We start from the raw sequence: 22,739 nt of genomic DNA, 5'->3' as shown, positions 1-22,739 counted from the left end.
TTCCGGGATGTCTACACCATCATTGAATGGAAAGACGCCCAATGAGGTTATTGAATGTATGCGTAATCCCCAGCGCCCTATTGGTAATGTACTTGCTTTGAGTATGAACTCAATATAATTGCGTGATAATATTTTATATTTTTAATTGTAATGGTAAAATTGGCTAATGATTTTATTAAAAAGATTATTTAATTAAATAATAATCCTATTATGATGCTATATTACAGCTGTCGTATAAACAGATTCTATAAAAAAAACAAGTGTGCAACGGGATTGTTTTTGTAAATATGCTTGACGTTAGTGTTGTGATAGTTGTATTTGACGCTAATGTGAGGTAAGTGCTGATTGGAAATTGTGTTGGATTCGGGCGAACTATTGTCAAATAGACTGAAGTTGTATTAATACAAAAAGACGCGTTGCCCGGTAATTTATAAGTAATGGTACCTTGTATATAAGCACTTGTCCAGGCATACATTTTTCCTTCTTCAGTTCTTGCTTTAAATGCAAATATTCCTCCGCTCAGAGCTAGTATGCATATAATAGCGAAGATGATTTTTGCTTTTTCATGTTTTAAATTTATTTTAAGCGGAGATACTCTTATCTAAGAGTATAAATTTGTTGATGTTTTGTGAGATGTGAGATAACTGGCTATAGAGATTTTTCATATAGCCAGTTATTTTGTTGACATTGTAATTCAATCACAATATTATATCACAACTGTTGTGTATACATTTTCAGTGAAAACGCATGTGTGGTAAGGAATTGTTTTTGTGAATGTTCCTGATGTTAGTGTAGTAATGGTAGTGCTTGGTGCAGTTGTCCTATAAGTACTGGTAGGAAGTTGTGTAGGATTGGGTCTTACATCTGTTAAGTTAATTGCTGTAGTGTTTATACAGAAAGAACTAAGACCTGGTAATTGATAAGTAACAGTTCCTTGTACATAGGAGTTCGTCCATAGATAAGATCTACCTATTTCTGTTCTTGCTTTAAAAGCAAATGCTCCGCCTACTAAAGCGAGAATGCTGATGCTTGCTAGAATGATTTTTGCCTTTTTCATTTTTTTCTTTTTTATTGTTTAAGTACCTACTCTCTTATACTGGTTTTCGGTTTCCCCATATCCGGATATTTTGATATTAAAATCAGATACTTTCTAATAAGTATTCTCTAAAGAATGCAGTTCTATGGGTTTTAAACCAAGAAGTTTTTATATGAAAATTTCTAAAAACTATTTTTTTTCTCGCTTTTTAATGCTTAACGCTGTTTTAATAAATGATTTTAGAATTTCTTTCGATTGTTGATACAAAAATAGATGCCTGATTTGTTTTGTTATTTGTGAGGTGAAGTTTTTAATTAGTAGATATAGGATTTTGTTCGTAACGACCATGTTAATGTGTAACTGTATGCCTTAATAATAATGGTTATAAGGAAATATTAGGGATGTGGATCTGTCAAAATGAAAGCGCTGTGTTCTGGAAGAGTGTATTGACTAATCTAAGGGCTCGTGTAGTCGAAGATATTTTGATCACAAGTACTGGTAATCTGAAAGGCTTTGTTGACGCGATCAAGTCTGTGTATCTCCGGAAAAACTCAGGTCTGCATAGTTCATCAACTAAGGAACTCACTAAAATTTGTGGTCTGGAAAGACAAGAAGCGGTCCACTATTGCTTTATGCGAGATCTATAGTGCTCCAGACGGTGATATAGCACTGGCAACCCTACAGCACTTGATGATAACTGGGGTGCCAAATATTCCTACATCGTCAAATTCTGGCATAGCAATTGGGATTATCTATCAACCTTTTTGAGTTTTCCCTGAAAATTTTTAAGATTATTTATACGACTAATCTGATTGAAAATGTAAACCGGGGAATCCGAAAATATACCGAAGCCAGAAGCATATTACCGGGTGAACAGGCTGTCGAAAAGTGGTCTATCTCAGTCTGATGCAGGCTCAAAAAAATGGACCATGCCTCAAAGAGACCACCCCATTATGTTAATACAGTTTATTAATCTTTTGGGTCAAGAGCGATGCAACTTACAAATATGGTCAGGACAAACAATTTACACAGTTATCTTAACGCTCCACTTTTCTTACTGTATCCATTGCGGCTGTTAGGGTGCTCCACACCTTCTGGTGCAGGTTTCTCGTAACCTAATAGCTCCTCCATTTCAGCTTTGAGCATCTCCTGAATACCCAAACGGTACATTTCATGGAAAGATCGGAGAGATCTTTACTGGATTTGATTTCACCGTTTTTCGGACGGTTGGCCAGCTTTCTTGAATGGCTGCTGTAGCTTGTCCACCAGATAACTGATTAGTTTAGAGATAGGATTTTAATCAGAGAATGCTGGCAATTCAAAACAGCAGCCTCTGCATGGCCTCTTTAACCTTCACAGTTATCTTAATACTCCCGGTCAAGAGCTATGCAATTTACAACCATGACCAGCGCGTACAGCTCACACATTTGTCTTAACATGCTCTGTTGAAATATTCTCTATCTCGTAACTTATAACTCTATCTCCTTAACTAACTTTCCTATTAAAATTAACGTGTTAACCTAAGTTTATATGAAATTTAAAGCCCCATTATTTTCTAAAGCTTTTGTTTATGATATTTTAGATAGAAAAGATAATAGATGGTTATTGTTCGGCTCTACTATATTGGCGATATTTTTTCTAATATTAATTCTTCGGCTTTATCCTTATCCCAACTTCCTCCCTGATTCTTATTCCTACATAGACGCCGCACTCAATAACGTCAATATCAACATGTGGCCAGTCGGCTATTCAAAATTCCTCCGGTTTATAAGCGTCTTCAATAGATCTAGTGCAGGACTGGTTATTTTCCAATACATGCTATTACAATTCTCAATACTATTCTTTTTATTTTCAATCAAATATTTACTAGCGCCTGGTAAATGGCTCATTGGTACATTGTTCGCTCTACTAGTACTGAATCCCCTCTGGCTATACATCTCTAACTTTGTATCGAGCGATGCACTATTCGCGACCTTCAGCTTACTCTGGCTAACTACCCTGTTCTGGCTCATTTATGAACCCAATATAAGAATGTTCGTATTTCATGCACTAATACTAGGTTTTGTATTTTCTGTGCGATATAACGCTTTATATTATCCAATTATCAGCATCTTGGTGATTTTTATGACCAAAGGCGTACTAAAGGAAAAGTTGTTGAGAATAGCTATTGTATTACTCCCTGTGGCCTGGTTCGTCACATATACTACCTTGACTTTTAAAGAGCAACTCGGTGTTTCGATATTCTCCCCTTTTGGAGGCTGGCAAATGGGCAGTAATGCATTGTTTATGTATGCCCATGTTCCCCCTAAACGGACAAACATCCCTAAACAATTTGTGAAGCTGCATAATTTCACTATACAGCATATGGACTCGCTTAGTAAACTCAAGCAACGTCCTGACGGCGAACTTGGGATCTATTACTTATGGGATGAAAAGGCGCCTTTAAAGCTCTATTTAGCCGACAAGTATAAAAAAGACAGCACTACGCCGTATCTAAAGCGTTGGGCTTCTGTATCGCCTCTATATGGCCAATACGGTACATGGTTGATCAAACAACATCCCGGTGCATTTCTGAAATACTATATCTGGCCTAATTTTTTAAATTACTACTCACCTCCAACTGAGTTCTTGGGCATTTACAACATGGGTAGCGATACTGTTGATCCTGGTGCAGTCAGCTGGTTTGGATACAAATCCAACAAGGTTCATCATTTCTCCAAAAACAAAAACATCATACTCACTGCTATATTCCCTTTGTTACTAGCCATGATCAATGTGATCTTCTTCTTCGGATTCATCGGTTTTGTAATACTGGGAGGTTTTTCAAAAGTCAGCCCATACTACCGGAAAGTCCTATGGGTAATGCTAATGATCTGGCTAGGTAACCTTGCGTTTAGTGTACTGGCGTCGCCAATAGTATTAAGATACCAGGCATTTCCATTTATATTCACGCTGACTTTCGCAGTGCTATTATTAGGTTTTGTCATCCAAGAAAGCCGGCAAGAATCAAAGCCGGCCGAAGAAAACCCAATTCCCGACCCAGCCATATAATTATCCGCTTTCTCCTAACAAATGAGAATAAATACTGTGGTATTTTAGAACAGTTAACCAATGACCCTCTTGAGGCGCCCTGTTTCACATTTATCAATACCACATTATGGAGTCAAAAAGAAAAGCCATTATCATTGGAGCAGGTCCTGCTGGATTGACTGCTGCTTATGAGATGTTACAGCGTACTGATATTATCCCTGTTATATTAGAGAAAAGCGGAGATATAGGTGGTATCTCAAAGACAATTAACTTTAAAGGCAACCGTATGGATATCGGCGGCCACCGTTTTTTCTCTAAATCAGACAGAGTGATGCAATGGTGGTTGAATATACTGCCATTGGAAGAAGGGAATGATACACATAAGATCTCATATCAGAATAAAACGAGAGAAATAAATAGAAAAGACTTCCCTGGCATTAAGAGCGATGATCCTGATAAAGTGATGCTGGTGCGCAACCGGCTTTCCAGGATTTACTTTTTGCGGAGGTTCTTTACCTATCCTATTACATTATCCGTAGACACTTTGAGGAAGCTAGGTGTTGGCCGGACGATCGCCATTCTCATATCCTATTTATGGGCGCAGTTATTCCCTAAGAAGCCAGAGAAGAGTCTGGCTGATTTCATGATTAATCGCTTTGGAAAGACTTTATATAATCTCTTTTTTAAAGACTATACGGAGAAAGTATGGGGAGTACCATGTAATGAGATCCCTGCAGAATGGGGGGCACAGCGTATCAAAGGGGTAAGCATCCATAAGGCTATTGAACACGCAATACAGGAATTATCAAAAAAGAAGACAAAGAATCAGGGGGATGTCGCACAGAAAGGAACAGAAACGAGTCTGATAGAAAAATTCTTCTATCCTAAGCTAGGACCAGGACAGCTGTGGGAGGAGGTAGCGAGACAGGTACAGGAAATGGGCGGTATTATCCACATGCATTGTGATGTAAAGAATATTTATACAGAAGATAATAAGGTGACAGTGGTAACGGCTGTAAACAGGCAGACTGGTGAAGAAATGAGATTGACAGGTGAATACTTCTTCAGTACAATGCCTGTTAAGGAGTTAATAGGCGGCATAGTAGGTGACGTACCGGTTCCCGTGAGAGATATTGCATCTAAACTCCAATATAGGGATTTCATTACGGTGGGTATTTTGTTAAGGAGATTATCTTTCCTAGATAAGCACACCGGTGAATGGAAGCCTTTGAAATTAGAAGATACCTGGATATACATCCAGGAGAAAGACGTGAAAGTAGGCCGTCTACAACTATTTAACAATTGGAGCCCATATATGGTTAAGGACCCTGACACCGCCTGGGTAGGAATGGAGTTCTTCTGTAATGAAACAGACGACTTTTGGAAACTACCAGATACTGAAATCGCCGCTCTGGCAATCCGGGAGTTAGAGAAAATAGGTTTGGCCTCCACAGACAATGTATTAGATAGTACTGTTCTGAGAGTGGAAAAGACTTATCCTGCATATTTCGGTGCCTACGAGCAATTTGATAAAGTAAGAGCTTATACAGATAAGCTGGAGAATATATTCCTGGTAGGACGCAATGGTATGCATAAATATAATAACGCAGACCATTCCATGCTTACTGCTATGGTCGCTGTGGATAATATCATTGCTGGTGTCACAGCCAAAGACAATATCTGGGCAATCAATACCGAACAAGAGTATCACGAAGAGAAATCCGGTGAAGAGGTGCCTGTTGCTACCGCCCCTAAAAAAGTCCCTTCGTTTAAGGAGTTTATATGGGAGCAACCCTGGAATAAGGCATTGATCTGGTTGGCAGGACTAGCAATCATTCTTCAATTCCTGATATTTAAACATTTCTATCCATCTGCAGGGTTTATTGATGGTGATTCTTATGTTTACCTGGAATCTGCATACGGCAATTTTAGCATCAATACCTATCCAATTGGCTATTCGAAATTTTTAAGATTCTTCAGCACTTTTACTATTTGGGATACAGCATTAGTGGGCTTCCAATACCTGCTGCTACAATCCAGTGCGCTAATGCTGGTATTAACACTGGCTTATTTCTACAAACCTGGGAAAGTGATATTTGGCTTGTTATTAGCAGGAATGCTTTTTAATCCCGTATTTTTTTTCATCGCTAACTATGTATCCAGTGATGCGCTGTTTCTGAGTCTAAGTCTGATCTGGTTTACATTGTTGTTATGGATATTACATCGACCTAATAAAGGGTTGATCATCTGGCACGCTGTAATTATCCTGTTGGCCTTTACTGTGAGATATAACGCGCTGTTTTACCCAATAGTGGCAGCTATTGCATTTCTAATTAGCCGACAGCCATGGAGAATGAAGGTAGTCGGCATGTTGTCAAGCATGGTCCTGATAGCAGGATTTGTCTGGCATACCAGCAATCAATATGACCGGCTTACTGGTATTCGTCAATTCTCTCCTTTTAGCGGCTGGCAGATGGCCAATAATGCCTTGTATGCTTATCGCTTTGTACAAGACGAACCTCCACCGCCCATGCCTGCGAAGTTTAAACAACTCGACAAGATGGTGCGAACTTACTTTGATACAACCCGCAACATCTTCATGCATCAACAAGAAATGATGATTGCAAATACCTGGTATATGTGGGATCCTAAGTCTCCGCTGCAGCAATATATGTATCAAAAGTTCAAGAAAGATTCCACAGCGCATATATTGAAGAAATGGGCGTCCGTAGGACCACTGTTCTCTGAATATGGTGCTTACCTGATAAAACAGTATCCAGTTACGTTTACCCAATACTACCTGGTTCCTAATACCATGAAGTACTATGCGCCACCGGTCGAGTTCCTGGATACCTATAATATGGGTAAAGACAGTATTGCGCCTATTGGCCAACAGTGGTTTGGATTTGAATCCCGCAAGTTAAAAACTCATTTCAAGGATCTGAAAGTCACCATTCTCAACTTCTATCCTATTCTTGTAGGAATGATGAACGTTGTTTTCATATTCAGCTTGTTTGGTTTTGTATTGCTGAAAGGATTCAAATACAATAAATCCTTGTCAGTCGGCTTACTGTTGGCCTTCGGTTTATGGATCATCAATTTTGGATTTAGCGTATTCGCATCCCAGATCGCCTTGCGATTCCAGATGCTGCCGATATTAATATTTTTCTCTTTCGGACTGTTACTGATAGATTATATCTGGAAAGCAGCCAATAATAAAATATCATAAAGATGAGAGTATTGTTTGTAGCCCTGTTATTGATAGGGATATTTAGTTGCGAAAGACAACGGCCTTTGCCGCCAGGAATCGGCAGGAAAATGCCCGATTTCAAAATTCAACTGTTAGATACCGCTGTTAAGATCAACACTGCATCTATTCCTAAAGGCAAACCAGTGGTATTGTTTTTCTTCGGACCTGACTGTCCATATTGTCAGGCATTAACAAGAGAATTGACAAAACGGATGGACGAACTGAAGGATACCCGGTTTTACTTTGTGACTGTAGCTGACTTTAAAGAGATCCAGATGTATGACACATTGTTCAAGCTGGATAAATTCCAAAATGTGACGATTGGAAAGGATGTTGATGGCTTTTTCTTTAGTTATTATAAAGCGCCAGGGTTTCCTTATCTAGCGGTATATAACAAGAAGAAAGAGTTTAGGGAAATTATCATTGGTGGTATCAATGTTGATTCGCTAAAGAAGGTGATAAGGAGCTAATTGACGTTCTATAATAAGAAATCTCAATAGCATGAAGTAGGTTCATAAATAGTGCTTACCCTAAGCTATTGAGATTTTATGGCAATAAGCAGAAATTGGAATCTTCCTATAATTCTTCTACTTATTAAAATTTAATATTTGTTTGTGGTTCTATCCATTAGTTCCAGTCGTTTCAGCCGAAGTGCCATTTGATGTTGGATTGTCGCATCGTAGTCATTACGTTTTTCTCCCATTTTACTGAACATAATTAGTAATTCCAATCCTAGTAATAGTAAGAACCATATTATCCATACAATTAGCGCTGCGCTGGAATCGGTTAGCAGTCTTTTCATGATATCCAGCTCGTCCAAAAAGCCCACTTTTGAGCTGATATCTTGTTCTAAGTTCGCTCTGAGTTGGAGCAGAGCTGAATCCTTTAGTTTTTTTTGATCACGAAGATATTTGATCTGATCATTTATAGGTGTAATTAGCTCTTGTTTGGGATTGGGAATCGTAGTGACGGTAACTGATGTTTGTGGTAATGTTCTAATTATATTCGATGTTCCAGTAGAATCCAACATAGTAGTCGGTACGGGTATGTTTGTCCTTTGTGTGGTTACTACTTTTGTCGTGGGATTCTTTGCAAGATCTTCGTTCAAAACATTCACATCTGATTCTTTCTTGAAAATAGTTGAATCAATTTCTGCGATTTGCCTTTTAAGTTCGGCAGCACGAAAACCATACACTTCGTTAACTTTGTTTTGTAGTACTAGAATTTTCTTCTGTTCGATGTCTTCTTTGAAGAGGATTTGATCTATAATAATCGAACCAATAATCGCCATCATTAATGCTATTGTGCCTCTAAATATAAAGAGGAGTTTGTTCTTATTCAATGCGAGTATGATCTGGCGTTCAATCTGTATGACCAAAATGATTAGAATGAGCGCGCCAATTATTGCTTGCCAGGTATTGCCTTTTATATAACGCGTAGTAAAACAGTAACCAATAAATGCCCATAGGATACACATGATAATTAGTGCGGATGTGTATTTTTTTACTGTTTTTGCAACAACTTCACTTGTTGAGCTGACAATGCTATAGTTGTATCCCGTTAAGAAGCACCCCGATTTAATCCACCAATCTTTCATGTTAATATTATTTATAGTTTTTTGCGAATAATATTATGATGTGAGATGGCAGCAAGCCCATTTTTGAATCCACGTGTATAGCTTAAAATTAATCCTTGGCTATCCCCTTGGCCATTCTTTGCATCAATTTCTATATCTTGTATTTTTTGAACATGATCCTCTGCAATCTGTTTTTTCATAATTAATTCTTCGACTGTGTCGATCATTCCGCTACGGCTACGACTGTCAATATGAAAGTTTATCTCTCTTATAAAGCTGTCATAGAATATATTTACTTTTTTTATGGTGCGATGTAAATCATTCTTTATAGATGCAATGTTCTCGTTTAAATTTGTAATATCAGGGTTAATCAGTGCATCCTCATATCCCTGATTCTCAAGGTTTCTGTCTAGAAACCGAAAAAGTAGGTCAATGTTATTGTCGATCTTTTCTTCCCTTTCTAAGCCAGTCTTGGCTGGAGTAAGATTAGTATCTATAAAGATATTTTCTGGTATTTCAGGATGTTGGCTGTTGACTGATGCTGTGACATCCTCTGAGTTTGTACCATTGAGTGATGGTGTGTTTCGATTGAAGTTCATGAAGCTCATAATACTAAAATTTGATAGTAGGGACTTTGTACTTTTTATGGCCACGTTGATGGCATCGCTCGCATAGAGTGATCAGGAGGTGATTCGAGTAGTCCCAGGGAGGTTTGAACTTACCTAACTGGGTGTCAAAATGATATTGTCTATGATGGACATGTAGATTGTCCTGAGATTGACAAATTATACATTTTTGTTGATCCCGAGTCAATATCTCATTCCTTTTTGCCTTCCATTGAGGATCAAATAACAATGTTTTGTAACTGCCATGCACGAATTGTTTTGTATTCTCAGAAGCAAGAGACTTTTCAGGAATATGTCCAGTTAACGAACTTGCTTTTATATATCTTCTATGTTTATCTGTTAATGATAGGTATTTGTAGGAAGAATTGAGTGGCATAATTCTATTACATCATTGGTTAGAAGTAAAAAGGTGAATGATAAAATGCCTACTGAATTTAATTTTTATTGTCAAATTTCAGTAATTACCGGACGGCCATCTTTGGTTGTCCGGTAAAAAACTCAAGATGCTCTGACTAAGACCCATGTTGCTCCATGTCCGCCACCTGATGAGCAAGGAGGGAATTTTTCTCCTTTAGATAATGGAATTTCATTTGAGGAATGATTAGAGCAGCGATAGATGCCGCTTTGCTGACAGATTTGTCCTGTAGTTCCATTCATAGTGTATTTTTTTTGGATGAATAATTACTTTAATGGGTTCTGAAATGACAGCTGAGTATGATTACTTAGTTGTAACTATTTCATAGGCCATTTGGTATTAGAAGTTGCAAAGCGAAACTGATAATAACATTCCTCTGAATAAATTTATTGAACTTAGTTATGTTTTGAAAGATTTGTATAAGGTAAATCTCCTTTGAGATACCTCCCAAAGAACTCCTCCTGCCTCTTCGTAAAATCCACCTGACACTCCCAATCATACAACACATGTCCTTCCCCTTTATATTCCAACAACCACACCGGCTTCCCCAATCGCCTCAATGCCGTAAACAATGCGACCGACTGTGAAAACGGCACCGCTCCATCTTCTTTATTATGCATCATTAATAATGGCGTATTTATTTTATCCGCAAACAATACCGGGGAACCATCTATATAAATTGTAGGATTTTTCCATGGTGCAACACCTTGATTAATCTGCCCCACTTCAGAAATAAAATGATAACTGCGCCCACTGAACCCGAGCCCACCATGCAGACCAAACAACTCCGCAGGTCCGGCGGAAGATTGTGCTGCAGCAAACAAATTAGAATGGGCGATAATGTAATTGGTTTCATAGCCACCGAAGCTATGCCCCTGTAAGCCTAGTTTAGCTGCATTTACATATGTGCGAAGAGAAAGAAACCTCACGGCCGATTCAACAGTCTGAAGAATGGCAGTGCCACTTTTCCCCGTAGGCCGATAAATATCAGGCACGAAAACAAGATATCCGTTGCTTACATACCAGGCAATCGTCAAGGTGCCTGAGCTGAGGCGGACATGCGGAAAGATGTTCAATTCATTACTCCGTTCCTCATAATAAGTAAAGATGACCGGATATCTCTTTGTACTATCAAAGTTTTCGGGTTTATATAGGATACCTGTTCCGGTGAGACTATCTGATATAGGCCAATGTACTAACTCGGCTGTTAACCAGTTAAAGTTATGTTGAGGTTGTATATCAGAAAAAGGTGAAAAGGTTTTAAAATCTGTAGTGATGACAAGATTGGGCGCCTGAGTAGCACTTTGCCGCTGTAGCAAGTATATATTTGCCTGCCTGGCTTTTATCGGCGGAGGTGGCTCAAAGACAACCAGCGCGGGGAAATGGTATACAACGGGATCCATCTTTATAGGTGCAGCCGCCGGATTGGTCCCAAGTGTAATAGACATGAAGCCGTTATTCTTGTTGCGATCCAGGCAAGTAAGTAACACAGAATCGCTAACTGACAATATTGACAGCTGATGTGGATAAACGACCCGCACGACCGTTTGATGTTGGTGGCCGTAGTGATTAGTAATATTTACGGGTGCTGTTTGTCCCGAGGGATCCAACATCCAGATATCATATTCATCATATATCAGTACCCGCTGATCATTTGCCAACCAGCCTGCAATCCCGTAAGTGAAAATCTCCTTCCGGTTAATCCGCTCACGTATGAATGAAACGGTTATAGATTCCGTAAGACAACGGGTTTTTCCAGTAGCGATTTCATAAGTAAAATATTGTTGACCAGTAATATCATACCATATCACAAACAGCTCTCCTGGTGAAAGTTGGAAGTCTCTTACTTGCTGAGGAGCATGGATAATATTCTTTTTCAGCCCATTAGAAAGAGATATAAGATCATAGCTCCTGATCTGCTGATCATTCCAATAGCCATCTTCTTCATTTACCACATTAGAAACTAGTGCATATTTATTACCTGACGTCGACACCAGCGTAGTATCAATATTCTCAAGATAAGTGACAGTACCTCCGCTAACAGGAACAACCGCCGTATAAGGACTATATGGATCAGGCGCAGACTGTGACTGTAACCGAACATCCCGATAATCCCAGATGCTTACCTTGCTATAAGAAGATTCGTGCTGCTTATCTCGCACCTTGACTGTTTTGAAAAACAGCAATTGATCATCCTCGCTGAATTGTAAAGGCATATTCGCTAGTGCAGGAGCGTTAATAACATACCTTCCACTATCCATACCGTTACTAAAATAATGTAGTTGTACATCCGGCTGTGTGCCGCTTGTAAAAGCAATGGCTGTATCAGCATGTGCAAATACGAGATTATCAATATTAGAACGGGAACTGATCTTTCGCAGATGCATAGTTGCTAAATTCAACCAGACAAGACTATCTCTGAAATTGAGCAATAGGACACTCCCAGATTCATTGAACAAAGAAGACACAACCCCTTTGAATGCGTATTCTTTAGTAGTGTGTAGGTCCTTTAATACCAGCGTATCGGAGACCTTGGCCGTGATCCATTTACCACCTGCAGCTAAAGTATAATTACTCAATCGCTTATCATATGTAATAGTATTATTACGAAGCTTTAGTATGCCCAATCCCTGTGGAGAGGAGAAAACAAGATGTTGATTATCTGAAGTAAATGCAGCATCCATTACCCCGGAGAATATCCGGCTGTAATTCCCATGAACAGATCGTACCACCAGCGAACTCCCTGCCACCTCCGATCCGTAAGTATACCAGATGTATTTCCCATTGTCGGAGATATTATAATTCAATAGCATGTCCCATCCTTTGTAAGTCATATTAGTGATGGGAGGCTTCTGGGCATTGACAACAGAAAGTGTACAAACGAGCAGCAGCAGGATAAACAGATATCTCATAATGATGGAGTAACTTTAAAGTAGCTTGAAGATGCCGTATAACGCTTAGTAGATAGCGATAATTCGTAGCAATTATTATACCTCAGTACTATGTACCAGTATTAATAAAATGGGGATCTTTAGGGAATCGAACATTTTGAGAAGACCTGTATTCAAATACATTCCTAGCTAAATATTTCATTTCCATTTCATCTTACGTTAAAACATTGCCGGCCGGCTTTATGGGTATGCCGAAAACCATCAGAAAAGAGTAGGCACTTTTTGAGAATGATTTAATCCCTCTATATGAAGAAAGCCAAGATCATCATAGTGCTGATCGCATTATTTGCTGTTGCCGGAGGTATGCTGGCATTTAAGGCAAGGTTTACAACCGATCAGGTATTCGTGACTACCACCATCGTTACCGTAGAAAGAAACGGTATTGTTTATTATGTCACCGGTAATCTCTGTACATCAACCAACAGATGGGTACATACGCAGCTGGGTGTATTCACTACTGTCTGGCATCTGCTGACCGTGCCATATACCACACTTACATTAACACAAATAGGAGGTCCTTTAACCATGACCTTACCATTCTATCCTTGTGTGACAACATTCACACGTACCACTACTATCATTTAGTACGATGCAGGGCTTGTCGTTACGGATAAGCCCTGCTTTTTAATATCCGCTATATCCAAAGTAAACCTGCCATGTGGAAAGTATCTTCGAGCGTCTCCACATTAATCACCATCACAAAATTCCAGTATGAAAAAAGCTAAGTTTTTGTTGGCCGCTCTGCTTGTACTATCAGTTAGCGCAGGCATCTTTGCATTTAAAACAAACCGGTTTACCAGTATTTCCGCCTGGAAGTATACGACTATGGTAAGAAGTGGTATTTTACCATATTATACAACCACCTTTTTCTGCACCTCATTGGCAGACGTATACTATATCACTAACGGTGGTAGCTTGTATACGACCACTTTTTATAGTGTAGGTTCTCCAACCGGCGTAATTACTCTGGTGGCCCCTAACGGCGCGGCTATTACAATAGCTGATCAGCCTTGTTCTGTAACAACTACTTATCTCACGACCGCATTTTAATCGAACCATCTCAGCCGGGCCTATTACTGCCCGGCTGTTTGATGCGTCAGCGTCTGATTCACCTTCCGCATCTCTTCCGCCTTTATCTTCATCACCGCCCTGTCATACGTCATAAAACCATTCTCCTCCGACTCTACATCATACGGCTGGGTATAGATAGCCCCTGACAATCCCTGCACCTCATACTTCTTCAGCCGCTCCATCATATACGCATACCGCTGTGCAAACCGGTCAGCCGTTACTTGTATATAACCCCAGCTGGTCGCAGGCGCCCATTGATGTCCTGGCGTCGGCACACGTACGCCTCCCCATTCTCCTAGTACCCTGGCTTTGCCAGGCAGCGCCGGCGAGATATAAGGCCCTGGATAATAATGCACATCTGCCACCTCACTACTGATCCAACGATCACTGACGGGTGTATCGCTGTATTCATCCAGGTTTTCCCCGGAATGACCATTGATAATACGGGAAGGATCACTTTGTTTCATCGACTCTGTGAGTGTTTGTTGATTGTATTTCCCCCATCCTTCATTAAACAGGATCCACATAACGATGGAAGGGAAGTTATGCAGCTGACGCAGGTTCTCCGCATTTTCCTGCTCGAATTGAGAGGTGGCGTAGTAATCGTCATCCGCACAAGGAACCATATCCTGCCATACCAACATCCCCAGACTATCCGCATAGTAATACCAGCGGTCGGGTTCCAGTTTGACATGTTTCCGGATGGTATTGAAGCCCATATCTTTAATGGCTTTGATATCGTATAATAAAGCAGCATCAGTCGGCGCGGTATACAGCCCTTCCGGCCAATACCCCTGATCCAGTACGCCCAGATGAAAGGTATATTTGTTATTGAGGAATAACCGGGGCATACCGCTACTATCAGCCTGCACATTAATTTTCCGCATCCCGAAATAGCTCTTGACCGAATCAATGACACGACCATCCCGTAACAGACGAACAGTCATATGATAAAGAAAAGGATCTGCCGGACTCCAGAGACGTGCATAAGGAACACCCAGGTCCAGCATACTGCCTGCCCGGCCTTGCGTATGACCAGCAACGACAATACCGGCATAAGCTGTGACGTCAACAGTAACGCCGGTAGTATCCGACGTATTGACCCGCAGATTCAGGCAATGGGCATCGATATCCGGAGTGGAATAAATGTCTGTGATATAAGTAGGTGGAACCGTTTCCAGCCAGACCGTTTGCCAGATGCCGCTGACGGCGGTATATAAGATCTTCCTGGGCCGCAGGCTCTGTTTCCCACAGGGATTAGGACCGAGATTGGAAGGATCTAGCACGGTGACGACCAGCTCATTATCTCCCTCCTGCAAAGACGCTGTAATATCAAAAGAGAAATGTTGATAGCCTCCCATATGCCTCCCCAGGAGTTTTCCATTCAGGAAAACGGCTGCCCGCCAGTCGACCGCTCCAAAGTGCAGCAATACGCGTTTGCCACCATGGGTATCAGGTTTGCGAATGTTCCGCTTATACCAGAGTCTTTGCGTCGGCAGTAATTGTTTCTGCACACCAGAGAGGGCTGATTCAATCGCAAAAGGTACCAGTATCTCTCCATCGAATTTATGCGGCATACCGGCATCCCAATGCGTAATCGCATAGTCCCAGAGACCATTTAAATTCTCCCACTGAGAGCGTACCATTTGTGGACGTGGATATTCCGGTAGCGCATTGGAGGGAGAGACGGCTGTTGCCCATCGCGTCTGGACCGGTACCGGTTGCATAGACCAGCGACCCGAAAATCGATCGCCCTCACCAATGGCAAGGGCGATCTGGAAATAGGGGAAACATAGGGTAACAAACAAAAGCGTGCTTTTAAACGGTTTCATGTACCTGGGTTAAGTATGTTTAACGGGAGTGTAATCAACGTAAAGAGAATTTAACTGGCATATGACAACTGGTATATGTTGCGATATAATTGAAATGGTAACATTGCAAGAAAAAGGTCCCGGCTAGACAGCCAGGACGTTGTTTTCCTCAATATACCATTAAATGTTCTTGTCGTATTTTAGATCGTTATGGCAACGAAAACGAATAATATTGTTCTTTCTGTTTTAAAGTTACGTCATGCCTGTACGATTCATGTTAGGAGTTCTACGACGAACTTTGGAAAAAAAGAATTTCTCTCAAGAGTTGATACTGCTGTTTTTCCGAAGCTCTCTCGGACTCAATGAAAATCGCTTCTTGACCGCGTAAGAGAAGCTGGAATAATCCGTGTAACCGAATTCTTCCGCAAGATCCTGCAAGGGTACAGTCGTTTCCGTGAGTTTGCGGTAAATGATACGCATACGTGCATTCTGGAAGAAGTCGTATACCGTAATACCGTGACGACTCCGGAAAATTTCTTCCAGTTTCTTTTCATTTGTACCGGCAAATCTTGAAAGCTGTTTGAGGGTTGGAGGTGATGGCTGCTGTAGATGTTTCAGCAGGTGTACTTCTGTACGCTCACCTCTTTCGTGATCGGCGGCACTCAGGCCGTTGGCATCTGTTAAATAACGTGTAAGCATATCAAGTGATTCAATGATGAATTCTCCTGTTTTCTGTTCTCTGTATTTTTCGCTGGCAGCTTTAGGTAACTGGCGTTCTGTTATGTCCTGTATAATGTTGCGAAGCCGCTCATGGGCAATCATATTCTGATCCAGGAGAGTAATGGTATTTTCATTCGATAATTTATTGAGTAATTCCTGTACGACGGGGAAACTTTCCTGATAACTTCTTAGCTCTTCTATGGGTATCTGAATTTCCAGGGCGACGTACAGACCAGGTGATTTAAACCTGACCATGTGACGAAGACGCGGTGTTACGACAATGTTCATCTGATGCTGAAAAGTTTCGCTTTCGTGGCCATTCAGCTCGTAAAACATATTTCCCTTTAAAGTATGGTGGAGCAGCAAGTCGTCCACGTTTCCTTTTACTTTGAATGCTGTCGGTTTATTAATGATATAATGACTCATCCACGCCTTATAGTTGTGATTGGCTACCTGCTGGAACAGGATACAGCCAAAGCTGTCACTCACCGCATAATACGGCTGGGTGCCCTGCAGCGCGTAGCTGGAATAGGCCGCAGGCAGGCCGGGGGTAAACAATATCGGCTGCCCTATTTGGGTTGAAATGGACAATGGTAGGGTCATCGTACTACCAAATTATAGAACGGTACTGCAGCCTCATTACCAGTGTTCAATTTTTTATTTTTCCGTTTTGCGTAAGTCAAATTCCCGTTTCGTCTTGTTTTTCCATTTTAGCTCCCCGACTTTTGTCCCTTAAATCGGTAAGGAGACTCTATGCGACTGATGTGACCGGCCCCTACCGTACGGAAGCAACTCATTCTTAACATTTTTTGTCTGCTACATGGGGAACAATACGCAAGCAAACGGCAAGAAAAAAGGCCCATCCTGGAGAAAAAAACTCAATGCCTGGTTACACCTCTGGCTCGGACTGGCATCCGGGATTGTCGTATTTATCGTCGCTTTGACCGGCTGTATTTTCGTGTTTCAGAAAGAAATCAGTGAATGGGTACACCATGATATTCTGTTTGTCACCCCTGCTCAGCAGCCAGCACTTCCCCTAAGTGTATTACAGGAAAAGGCCCAGGCTGCTCTTGGAGAGGAATTTCCGGTACTCAGCACCTTTACCTATCGTCAGCCTGATCGTGCATGGGAATTTATTACGTACAAAGACGGCGACGAAAATGCCCTGACGCTTTTTGGTACCACCGCATATTATAAAACAGCATATGTCAATCCGTATACCGGTCAGGTAACCGCCGTGCGTGATATGAAGAAAGATTTCTTCGTGATCGTGAAGTACCTGCACTGGAGTCTGCTATTGAATGATAAATACGGCCAGCCGATAGTAGGCTGGAGCACCTTTATATTCGTTATCCTGCTCATTACCGGACTCATACTCTGGTGGCCTAAGAAATGGTCGAAAAAAGCCCGCGAACAGAGCTTTAAGATCAAATGGTCGGGCAACTTCAAACGCGTCAATTACGACCTCCATAATGTTTTAGGTTTCTATGCCATGGCTGTAGCCCTGGTAATCGCTCTGACAGGGATGGTATGGGCCTTTAAATGGTTCCAGACGACCGTCTATGTGGTCGCTTCCCGTAGCGTTACGCCGCCGAAACATAAAGAAGTTTTTTCTGATACCCTGGCGCTGCCACTGGCCAATGTTAAACCATTGGATATTGCTTATGCTACGGCTGTAAAGCAGTTCCCGGAAGCCAGACGTATCGGTATACGGGCAACACCTGCCGCAAATAAGGCGACTATACGGATGTCTGTATACTGGGGAAAAGAAACCTACTATGACCGGGATGACCTGCAGTTTGATAAAACCACAGGTCAACTGTTGTTACACGAAACAGCAAAGGATAGAAATGCCGGTGAGAAACTGATCGGTATGAACTATGATATTCACGTAGGCGCGATCGCCGGATTACCAGGCAAAATCCTTGCATTCTTCGCAAGCCTGATCTGTGCAAGTTTACCAGTTACCGGTTTCCTGGTATGGTGGAATAAGGGAAAGAAAGAGAAGAAAGCGGCCAAACACAACAAACAGCATCACAAGAAAATACATCATGCGCATGCCGGAGAAAATGTCGTATCAGATGTAGCTGCACATTAATAACACTTAGTAATAGCCCACATACACATGGAAAAGCGCTCCGGAAATTACCGGGGCGCTTTTCTTTTGCTTGTATGCTTATTGGGGTTAGATCGGGAGCTGGCAGCCTGGGGATAAACAGGTACCACATGATCTTTTGCGGCAGTGGCAATGATTTTCCTGATAATCTTTTTATCAATCTGTTCCAGGTGATGTGTAAGTAATGCGGGGTCCATGAGCGTAAGGATTAAGGTGACGGGGTGTTTGTACAGTACAAATGTAGCCTCAGAATGAGGCATCAGACAATGGGAAATACACGGTTTCAGGGGAGGGTAATTTTCCCGTAGGAAAATGATAGAAAATGAAAAAGCCTTTCACGTACTACGTGAAAGGCTTTTTCATAAAAAATTACAGTACTCAGGATACCCCCGCAAATACTTCCAGTTGCCGTTTCAGCGCTTCTTCCGGTATACCGGTCAGTGCTTCCGCTTTCTGGGCAGGGATGACTTCTTCTGCCATCAGTCTACGGACCATCCTGTCGAAACGTCCCGTCTTTTCCTGGCCGGTATAACATCCCAGGCCGGTTTCGTCCTTGTTCTCCGCGATCATACGAAAGAAGGGAGCTGTTTCTTTCCGGTCGATGATGTCTTTGAAGATGGCGTGCCGCATAATGACCTGCATCGGAAGACCATACTGCTCCTTGATGCAGATCAGTTCTCCGGGAGCAATGGCCGTCCTTTTAGCGCCCAGCAGTGATTCCAGCGTGTCGCCGGGCAGCAGCATGGCGGTCGCAAAAGTCTGACAGATCCTGTCTTTGTCGGCAGTCTCCGGCACTGTCAGTAACAGTTGACCTAATTCATACAGTGCGTAATAACGCTTGATGTCGGCCAGCCGGTCCTGATGCAGTACGATCAGCGGTACCTTGTCAATCCAGGCGCCCAGGGCGTCGAATGTAACAGGTGCATCTACTTCAATGACGCGGATAGACTTTTCTTCCAGCATCCCTGTAATGTTGTGAATAGGGCCTTTGCCCAGGTCCCACTTATCCAGTAGCCTGACAGCAATAGCAGCCGCTGCCGTCTCATCCGCTACCGGAAAGGTCTTGAGTGGATTGCTGAATCTAACCGGCATGTTGAGCAGAGATTCTGCCTGCAGATAACGCTCAAGTACGCCTTTCACCTTCTCCTTAATACTGTCGATCTGTTTAGATGGTACGTTCCCTTTACGCGGAAATTCAAAATCCGGCAGTCTGAATGCCGGTTGTCCTTCAAAGTAACCTGGTTTTACCCCCAATGCAGCTGATAACAACAATAAGATCTTACGGGAGGGATGCATTACATCAGCTTCATATTTACTCAGCGCCTGTTTTGTAATGGAATTGGCTGTCTGATTGGCCAGATCCTGCAGGGACCAGCCTTTAATTTTACGTGCGGCTTTTAATCGTTCTCCGAAATATTGCATACAGTTTAGATTTAGGGAGGGGTGTGGTCGGCAAACATATAATTATTTACGCAAAGAGTGAACATCCGCAGGTAGGACCTTTCATGAATTTAATATCTTTAGCGGAAATACAACTTGCTCATGAAAGACCTGCGTTCTCTTTTACTCCTGGCTACACTGGCCGCCGCCTGTAATACAGGCACAAAGCAGACGGGCCAGGGAGACGACTCAACCGCCATTAAAGCCATTGACTCCGCTGGTCTGGTACGCGACATCGCCGTACTGGCTTCCGACGAATTTCAGGGCCGTAAACCCTTTACCATAGGTGAAGAGAAAACCCTCGCCTACCTGGAAAAACGATTTAAGGAAATCGGCCTGGAACCGGGTAATGGTACCAGTTATCTACAGGATGTCCCTATGGTGGAAATCCTGTCCAAGCCGGAAGGCGACCTCCGGATCAAAGGGAAAACCGGCGATCTGAAACTGTCTTACCTCGATCAGTACGTGGCCGGTACCAAACGTGTACAGGACCAGGTGTCTATTAATAACTCCGAAATGATCTTTGCCGGGTTCGGTATCGTAGCGCCGGAATATAACTGGAATGACTATGCGGGACTGGATGTAAAAGGTAAGACCGTTGTAGTAATGGTGAATGATCCGGGCTTCTATGACAGTACGCTGTTCAAAGGAAAGACCCGCACCATGACCTACTATGGCCGCTGGACATACAAATTTGAAGAAGCTGCCCGTCAGGGAGCCGCCGGTATCCTCATTATTCATGATGTGTTGCCCGCCAGTTATGGCTGGACCGTTGTGCGCAGCGGCTGGTCAAAACCTAAACTGGACCTGCAGACGGCTGATAATAACATGAGCCGCGCGGCGATTGAAGGATGGCTCACCCAGGAATCTGCCAGGAAGCTGTTCCAGCTGGCAGGTGTATCTGACACGATTATCAATCAGGCGAAACGTCCGGGATTCAAACCGGTATCTTTAGGGGTAAGCGCTTCCCTCACGCTGCATAACAAGACCCGTAAATCTGTTTCCCACAACGTAGCCGCACTGCTGCCGGGAACAGACCGGAAGAATGAATACATCATTTACTCTGCTCACTGGGATCATCTGGGTGTAGGCGAAGCCGTGAAAGGCGATACCATCTATAACGGGGCACTCGATAATGCATCTGGTGTATCAGGGCTGCTGCAGCTGGCCACCGCCTTCAAGAAACTGCAACATCCTCCTAAACGTTCTGTATTATTCCTGGCACTGACGGGTGAAGAACAGGGTTTACTGGGTTCAGAATATTATGCTACACATCCCATCTTCCCGATCAAATCCACCGTCGCGGATATTAACATGGATGTACTGAACTTCTTCGGTCGTACGAAAGACATTACCATTATCGGAAAAGGACAGTCTGACCTGGATGACTATGCGGCAAAAGCTGCCGAAAAACAAGGTCGTTTTCTCATACCTGAAGCCAATCCTTCCGGTGGATGGTTCTTCCGCTCTGACCACTTCAATTTCGCTAAAGTGGGTATTCCTGCATTGTATCCAGGTAGCGGTAACCAGTCGTTGACTCATAATTCTGCCTGGGCGCCGGATCATGCTGCTATGTATGGCCGTGACCATTACCATTCTCCGTTTGATGAACTGGATCCCAGCTGGGAACTGTCTGGTATGGTGGAAGATGTGCGCTTCCTCTTCGATGTGGGGGTAACTTTGTCTAACGAAGACAAGTTCCCGCAATGGAAAGAAGGTTCAGAATTCAAAGCAAAGAGATAAGGTTATTAAATAACTGATGATCCGGAAGTCCCGATTGACAGGGCTTCCGGATTTTTATTTCCAGTAGGATGGTCAGCAATAAGCCTATTCCGCTTTTACGCCGGCATCGGACTGAATAGAAAATGGTACCTGTGACAGAAATTCATAGGTCTTGTTGCCATAGTGGAACAGGTTAGGATGCTGTTCGGTGGAAAATCCCCGCTTGATAGCAGTGAATAGTTCCGTATAGCTATTTACAGGCTCATTCAGGACCTTTTGCAGTTTTGCGGTAAACATACCGTTCCCCCATACTTCCCTCGCTAATTCGTCATCCTGGCAGGCGCCAAATTGAACGACGTAAGCTTTGATGTCTTCCGGTCGTGTGTGGAGTGGCGCCTGTATACTATCATATTCCGCCTTATGCGCATTATAGGTACGTATCATGGTACCCAATGGCGCGAATCTGGCCCGGGTATAAGTAGCGGGATCTATAGGTGCATTGTTATTAACAGGAGCGGTGTTTTTTGCGACAGAACCGGAATGACAGCTATCTGAAAAAAGCAGGATACGTACGCCCTCTTTGAATTGACCGAAGCAGGCAAACAGTTCGTCGTCTATCAGTTGCCGGTCGTACAGGCACCATGTTTCATCAAATCCATCCATCTCACCGAAGTTGTTCGTCTCGTCTTTGTTGGTATCTGCCAATACGCCCCCGTGACCGGAATAGGTCATCAGAAAAAGATCGCCCGACTGTAACTGTCCGGCTGCCGTTTGCAGATGCTGCAATACGTTAACTGCCGTCGCTTCTTTTGTCAGTAATGAATAGATCTGTTGGAAGCCGGCTTTTTCAGCGATTGCTCTGTATACCGCAGCGTCATTCTCACAGGCAAACAATTCCCCGTTCCAGCCTTCATAACTATCCGGATTAACTGCGTTCAGACCGATATGTACTGCGTAGCTGTTTGGTGTCATGTG

Annotated in this window: 18 protein-coding genes and 1 pseudogene; 10 read left to right on the top strand and 9 right to left on the bottom strand. The window is 42.5% G+C overall.

Annotated elements, in window-relative coordinates:
• Positions 1-706: 706 nt before the first annotated feature.
• Entirely contained in the window at positions 707-1,057 is a 351-nt protein-coding gene (locus CPIN_RS38575) for a hypothetical protein (RefSeq protein WP_012787718.1), read from the bottom strand.
• A 347-nt stretch (positions 1,058-1,404) separates the two neighbouring features.
• On the opposite strand from CPIN_RS38575, the pseudogene CPIN_RS39545 reads away from it, so the two are divergent.
• The 6 genes and pseudogenes from CPIN_RS39545 to CPIN_RS00145 all read left to right on the top strand — a co-directional run.
• Positions 1,405-1,683 (top strand): annotated as a pseudogene (locus tag CPIN_RS39545) (transposase); the annotation flags it as partial.
• Positions 1,568-1,804, top strand: a complete 237-nt coding sequence (locus CPIN_RS39745; RefSeq protein ID WP_411914124.1) for a transposase — start codon at positions 1,568-1,570, stop codon at positions 1,802-1,804. The pseudogene CPIN_RS39545 and the gene CPIN_RS39745, both read left to right, overlap by 116 nt.
• The gene (locus CPIN_RS39540; RefSeq protein ID WP_148230480.1) at positions 1,779-1,943 is read left to right on the top strand and encodes a transposase; all 165 of its coding nucleotides are present in this window, start codon (positions 1,779-1,781) and stop codon (positions 1,941-1,943) included. The genes CPIN_RS39745 and CPIN_RS39540 overlap by 26 nt, the downstream gene beginning before the upstream one ends.
• A 623-nt stretch (positions 1,944-2,566) precedes the next feature.
• Positions 2,567-4,087 (top strand): hypothetical protein, encoded by a 1,521-nt coding sequence (locus tag CPIN_RS00155; protein ID WP_012787717.1) that lies wholly within the window; start codon positions 2,567-2,569, stop codon positions 4,085-4,087.
• Positions 4,088-4,193: 106 nt separating this feature from the next.
• Positions 4,194-7,295, top strand: a complete 3,102-nt coding sequence (locus tag CPIN_RS37805; protein ID WP_012787716.1) for an FAD-dependent oxidoreductase — start codon at positions 4,194-4,196, stop codon at positions 7,293-7,295.
• Positions 7,296-7,297: 2 nt separating this feature from the next.
• Complete coding sequence (locus tag CPIN_RS00145; RefSeq protein WP_012787715.1) at positions 7,298-7,786, top strand: TlpA family protein disulfide reductase; 489 nt, start codon at positions 7,298-7,300, stop codon at positions 7,784-7,786.
• A gap of 131 nt (positions 7,787-7,917) precedes the next feature.
• Here CPIN_RS00145 and CPIN_RS00140 read toward each other — a convergent pair whose 3' ends face one another.
• The 3 genes from CPIN_RS00140 to CPIN_RS00125 all read right to left on the bottom strand — a co-directional run bounded on the left by CPIN_RS00140 (position 7,918) and on the right by CPIN_RS00125 (position 12,617).
• Positions 7,918-8,913: a DUF4407 domain-containing protein gene (locus CPIN_RS00140; protein WP_012787714.1), complete on the bottom strand. Its 996-nt coding sequence runs from the start codon at positions 8,911-8,913 to the stop codon at positions 7,918-7,920.
• Between the two features lie 11 nt (positions 8,914-8,924).
• The gene (locus tag CPIN_RS00135) at positions 8,925-9,500 is read right to left on the bottom strand and encodes a hypothetical protein (RefSeq protein ID WP_012787713.1); all 576 of its coding nucleotides are present in this window, start codon (positions 9,498-9,500) and stop codon (positions 8,925-8,927) included.
• A gap of 828 nt (positions 9,501-10,328) precedes the next feature.
• Positions 10,329-12,617, bottom strand: coding sequence for an alpha/beta hydrolase family protein (locus tag CPIN_RS00125; RefSeq protein ID WP_187294728.1), 2,289 nt, complete (start codon positions 12,615-12,617; stop codon positions 10,329-10,331).
• A 513-nt stretch (positions 12,618-13,130) separates the two neighbouring features.
• Here CPIN_RS00125 and CPIN_RS00120 point away from each other — a divergent pair.
• Positions 13,131-13,469 carry a hypothetical protein gene (locus CPIN_RS00120; RefSeq protein ID WP_012787709.1) on the top strand — a complete coding sequence of 113 codons (339 nt, stop codon included), beginning with the start codon at positions 13,131-13,133 and terminating at the stop codon, positions 13,467-13,469.
• A 126-nt stretch (positions 13,470-13,595) separates the two neighbouring features.
• A complete protein-coding gene (locus tag CPIN_RS00115) occupies positions 13,596-13,934 on the top strand; it encodes a hypothetical protein (protein ID WP_012787708.1) in 339 nt (112 codons plus the stop codon).
• A gap of 23 nt (positions 13,935-13,957) precedes the next feature.
• On the opposite strand, the gene CPIN_RS00110 is transcribed toward CPIN_RS00115, so the two are convergent.
• On the bottom strand, positions 13,958-15,787 hold the full coding sequence (locus CPIN_RS00110; RefSeq protein ID WP_012787707.1) for a glycoside hydrolase family 2 protein: 1,830 nt from the start codon (positions 15,785-15,787) through the stop codon (positions 13,958-13,960).
• A gap of 297 nt (positions 15,788-16,084) precedes the next feature.
• Positions 16,085-17,089 carry a helix-turn-helix domain-containing protein gene (locus tag CPIN_RS00105; protein WP_012787706.1) on the bottom strand — a complete coding sequence of 335 codons (1,005 nt, stop codon included), beginning with the start codon at positions 17,087-17,089 and terminating at the stop codon, positions 16,085-16,087.
• A gap of 217 nt (positions 17,090-17,306) precedes the next feature.
• Here CPIN_RS00105 and CPIN_RS00100 point away from each other — a divergent pair, with 217 nt between their 5' ends.
• Positions 17,307-18,584, top strand: a complete 1,278-nt coding sequence (locus CPIN_RS00100; protein ID WP_012787705.1) for a PepSY-associated TM helix domain-containing protein — start codon at positions 17,307-17,309, stop codon at positions 18,582-18,584.
• 47 nt (positions 18,585-18,631) lie between these two features.
• Here the strand turns inward: CPIN_RS00100 and CPIN_RS38845 are convergent, their stop codons facing one another.
• Together CPIN_RS38845 and CPIN_RS00090 are read right to left on the bottom strand one after the other, a co-directional pair.
• Positions 18,632-18,799 carry a hypothetical protein gene (locus CPIN_RS38845; RefSeq protein ID WP_012787704.1) on the bottom strand — a complete coding sequence of 56 codons (168 nt, stop codon included), beginning with the start codon at positions 18,797-18,799 and terminating at the stop codon, positions 18,632-18,634.
• Positions 18,800-18,980: 181 nt separating this feature from the next.
• Entirely contained in the window at positions 18,981-20,024 is a 1,044-nt protein-coding gene (locus CPIN_RS00090) for a helix-turn-helix domain-containing protein (RefSeq protein WP_012787703.1), read from the bottom strand.
• Between the two features lie 120 nt (positions 20,025-20,144).
• On the opposite strand from CPIN_RS00090, the gene CPIN_RS00085 reads away from it, so the two are divergent.
• Positions 20,145-21,785: a M28 family metallopeptidase gene (locus tag CPIN_RS00085; protein WP_012787702.1), complete on the top strand. Its 1,641-nt coding sequence runs from the start codon at positions 20,145-20,147 to the stop codon at positions 21,783-21,785.
• An 84-nt stretch (positions 21,786-21,869) separates the two neighbouring features.
• Here the strand turns inward: CPIN_RS00085 and CPIN_RS00080 are convergent, their stop codons facing one another.
• Complete coding sequence (locus CPIN_RS00080; RefSeq protein WP_012787701.1) at positions 21,870-22,736, bottom strand: caspase family protein; 867 nt, start codon at positions 22,734-22,736, stop codon at positions 21,870-21,872.
• Between the last annotated feature and the right edge of the window lie 3 nt (positions 22,737-22,739).

This window comes from Chitinophaga pinensis DSM 2588, from assembly GCF_000024005.1.
Classification (GTDB): Bacteria; Bacteroidota; Bacteroidia; order Chitinophagales; family Chitinophagaceae; genus Chitinophaga; species Chitinophaga pinensis.
Note: the sequence above shows the minus strand (reverse complement) of the source record. Positions and strands in the feature narration are given on the sequence as shown.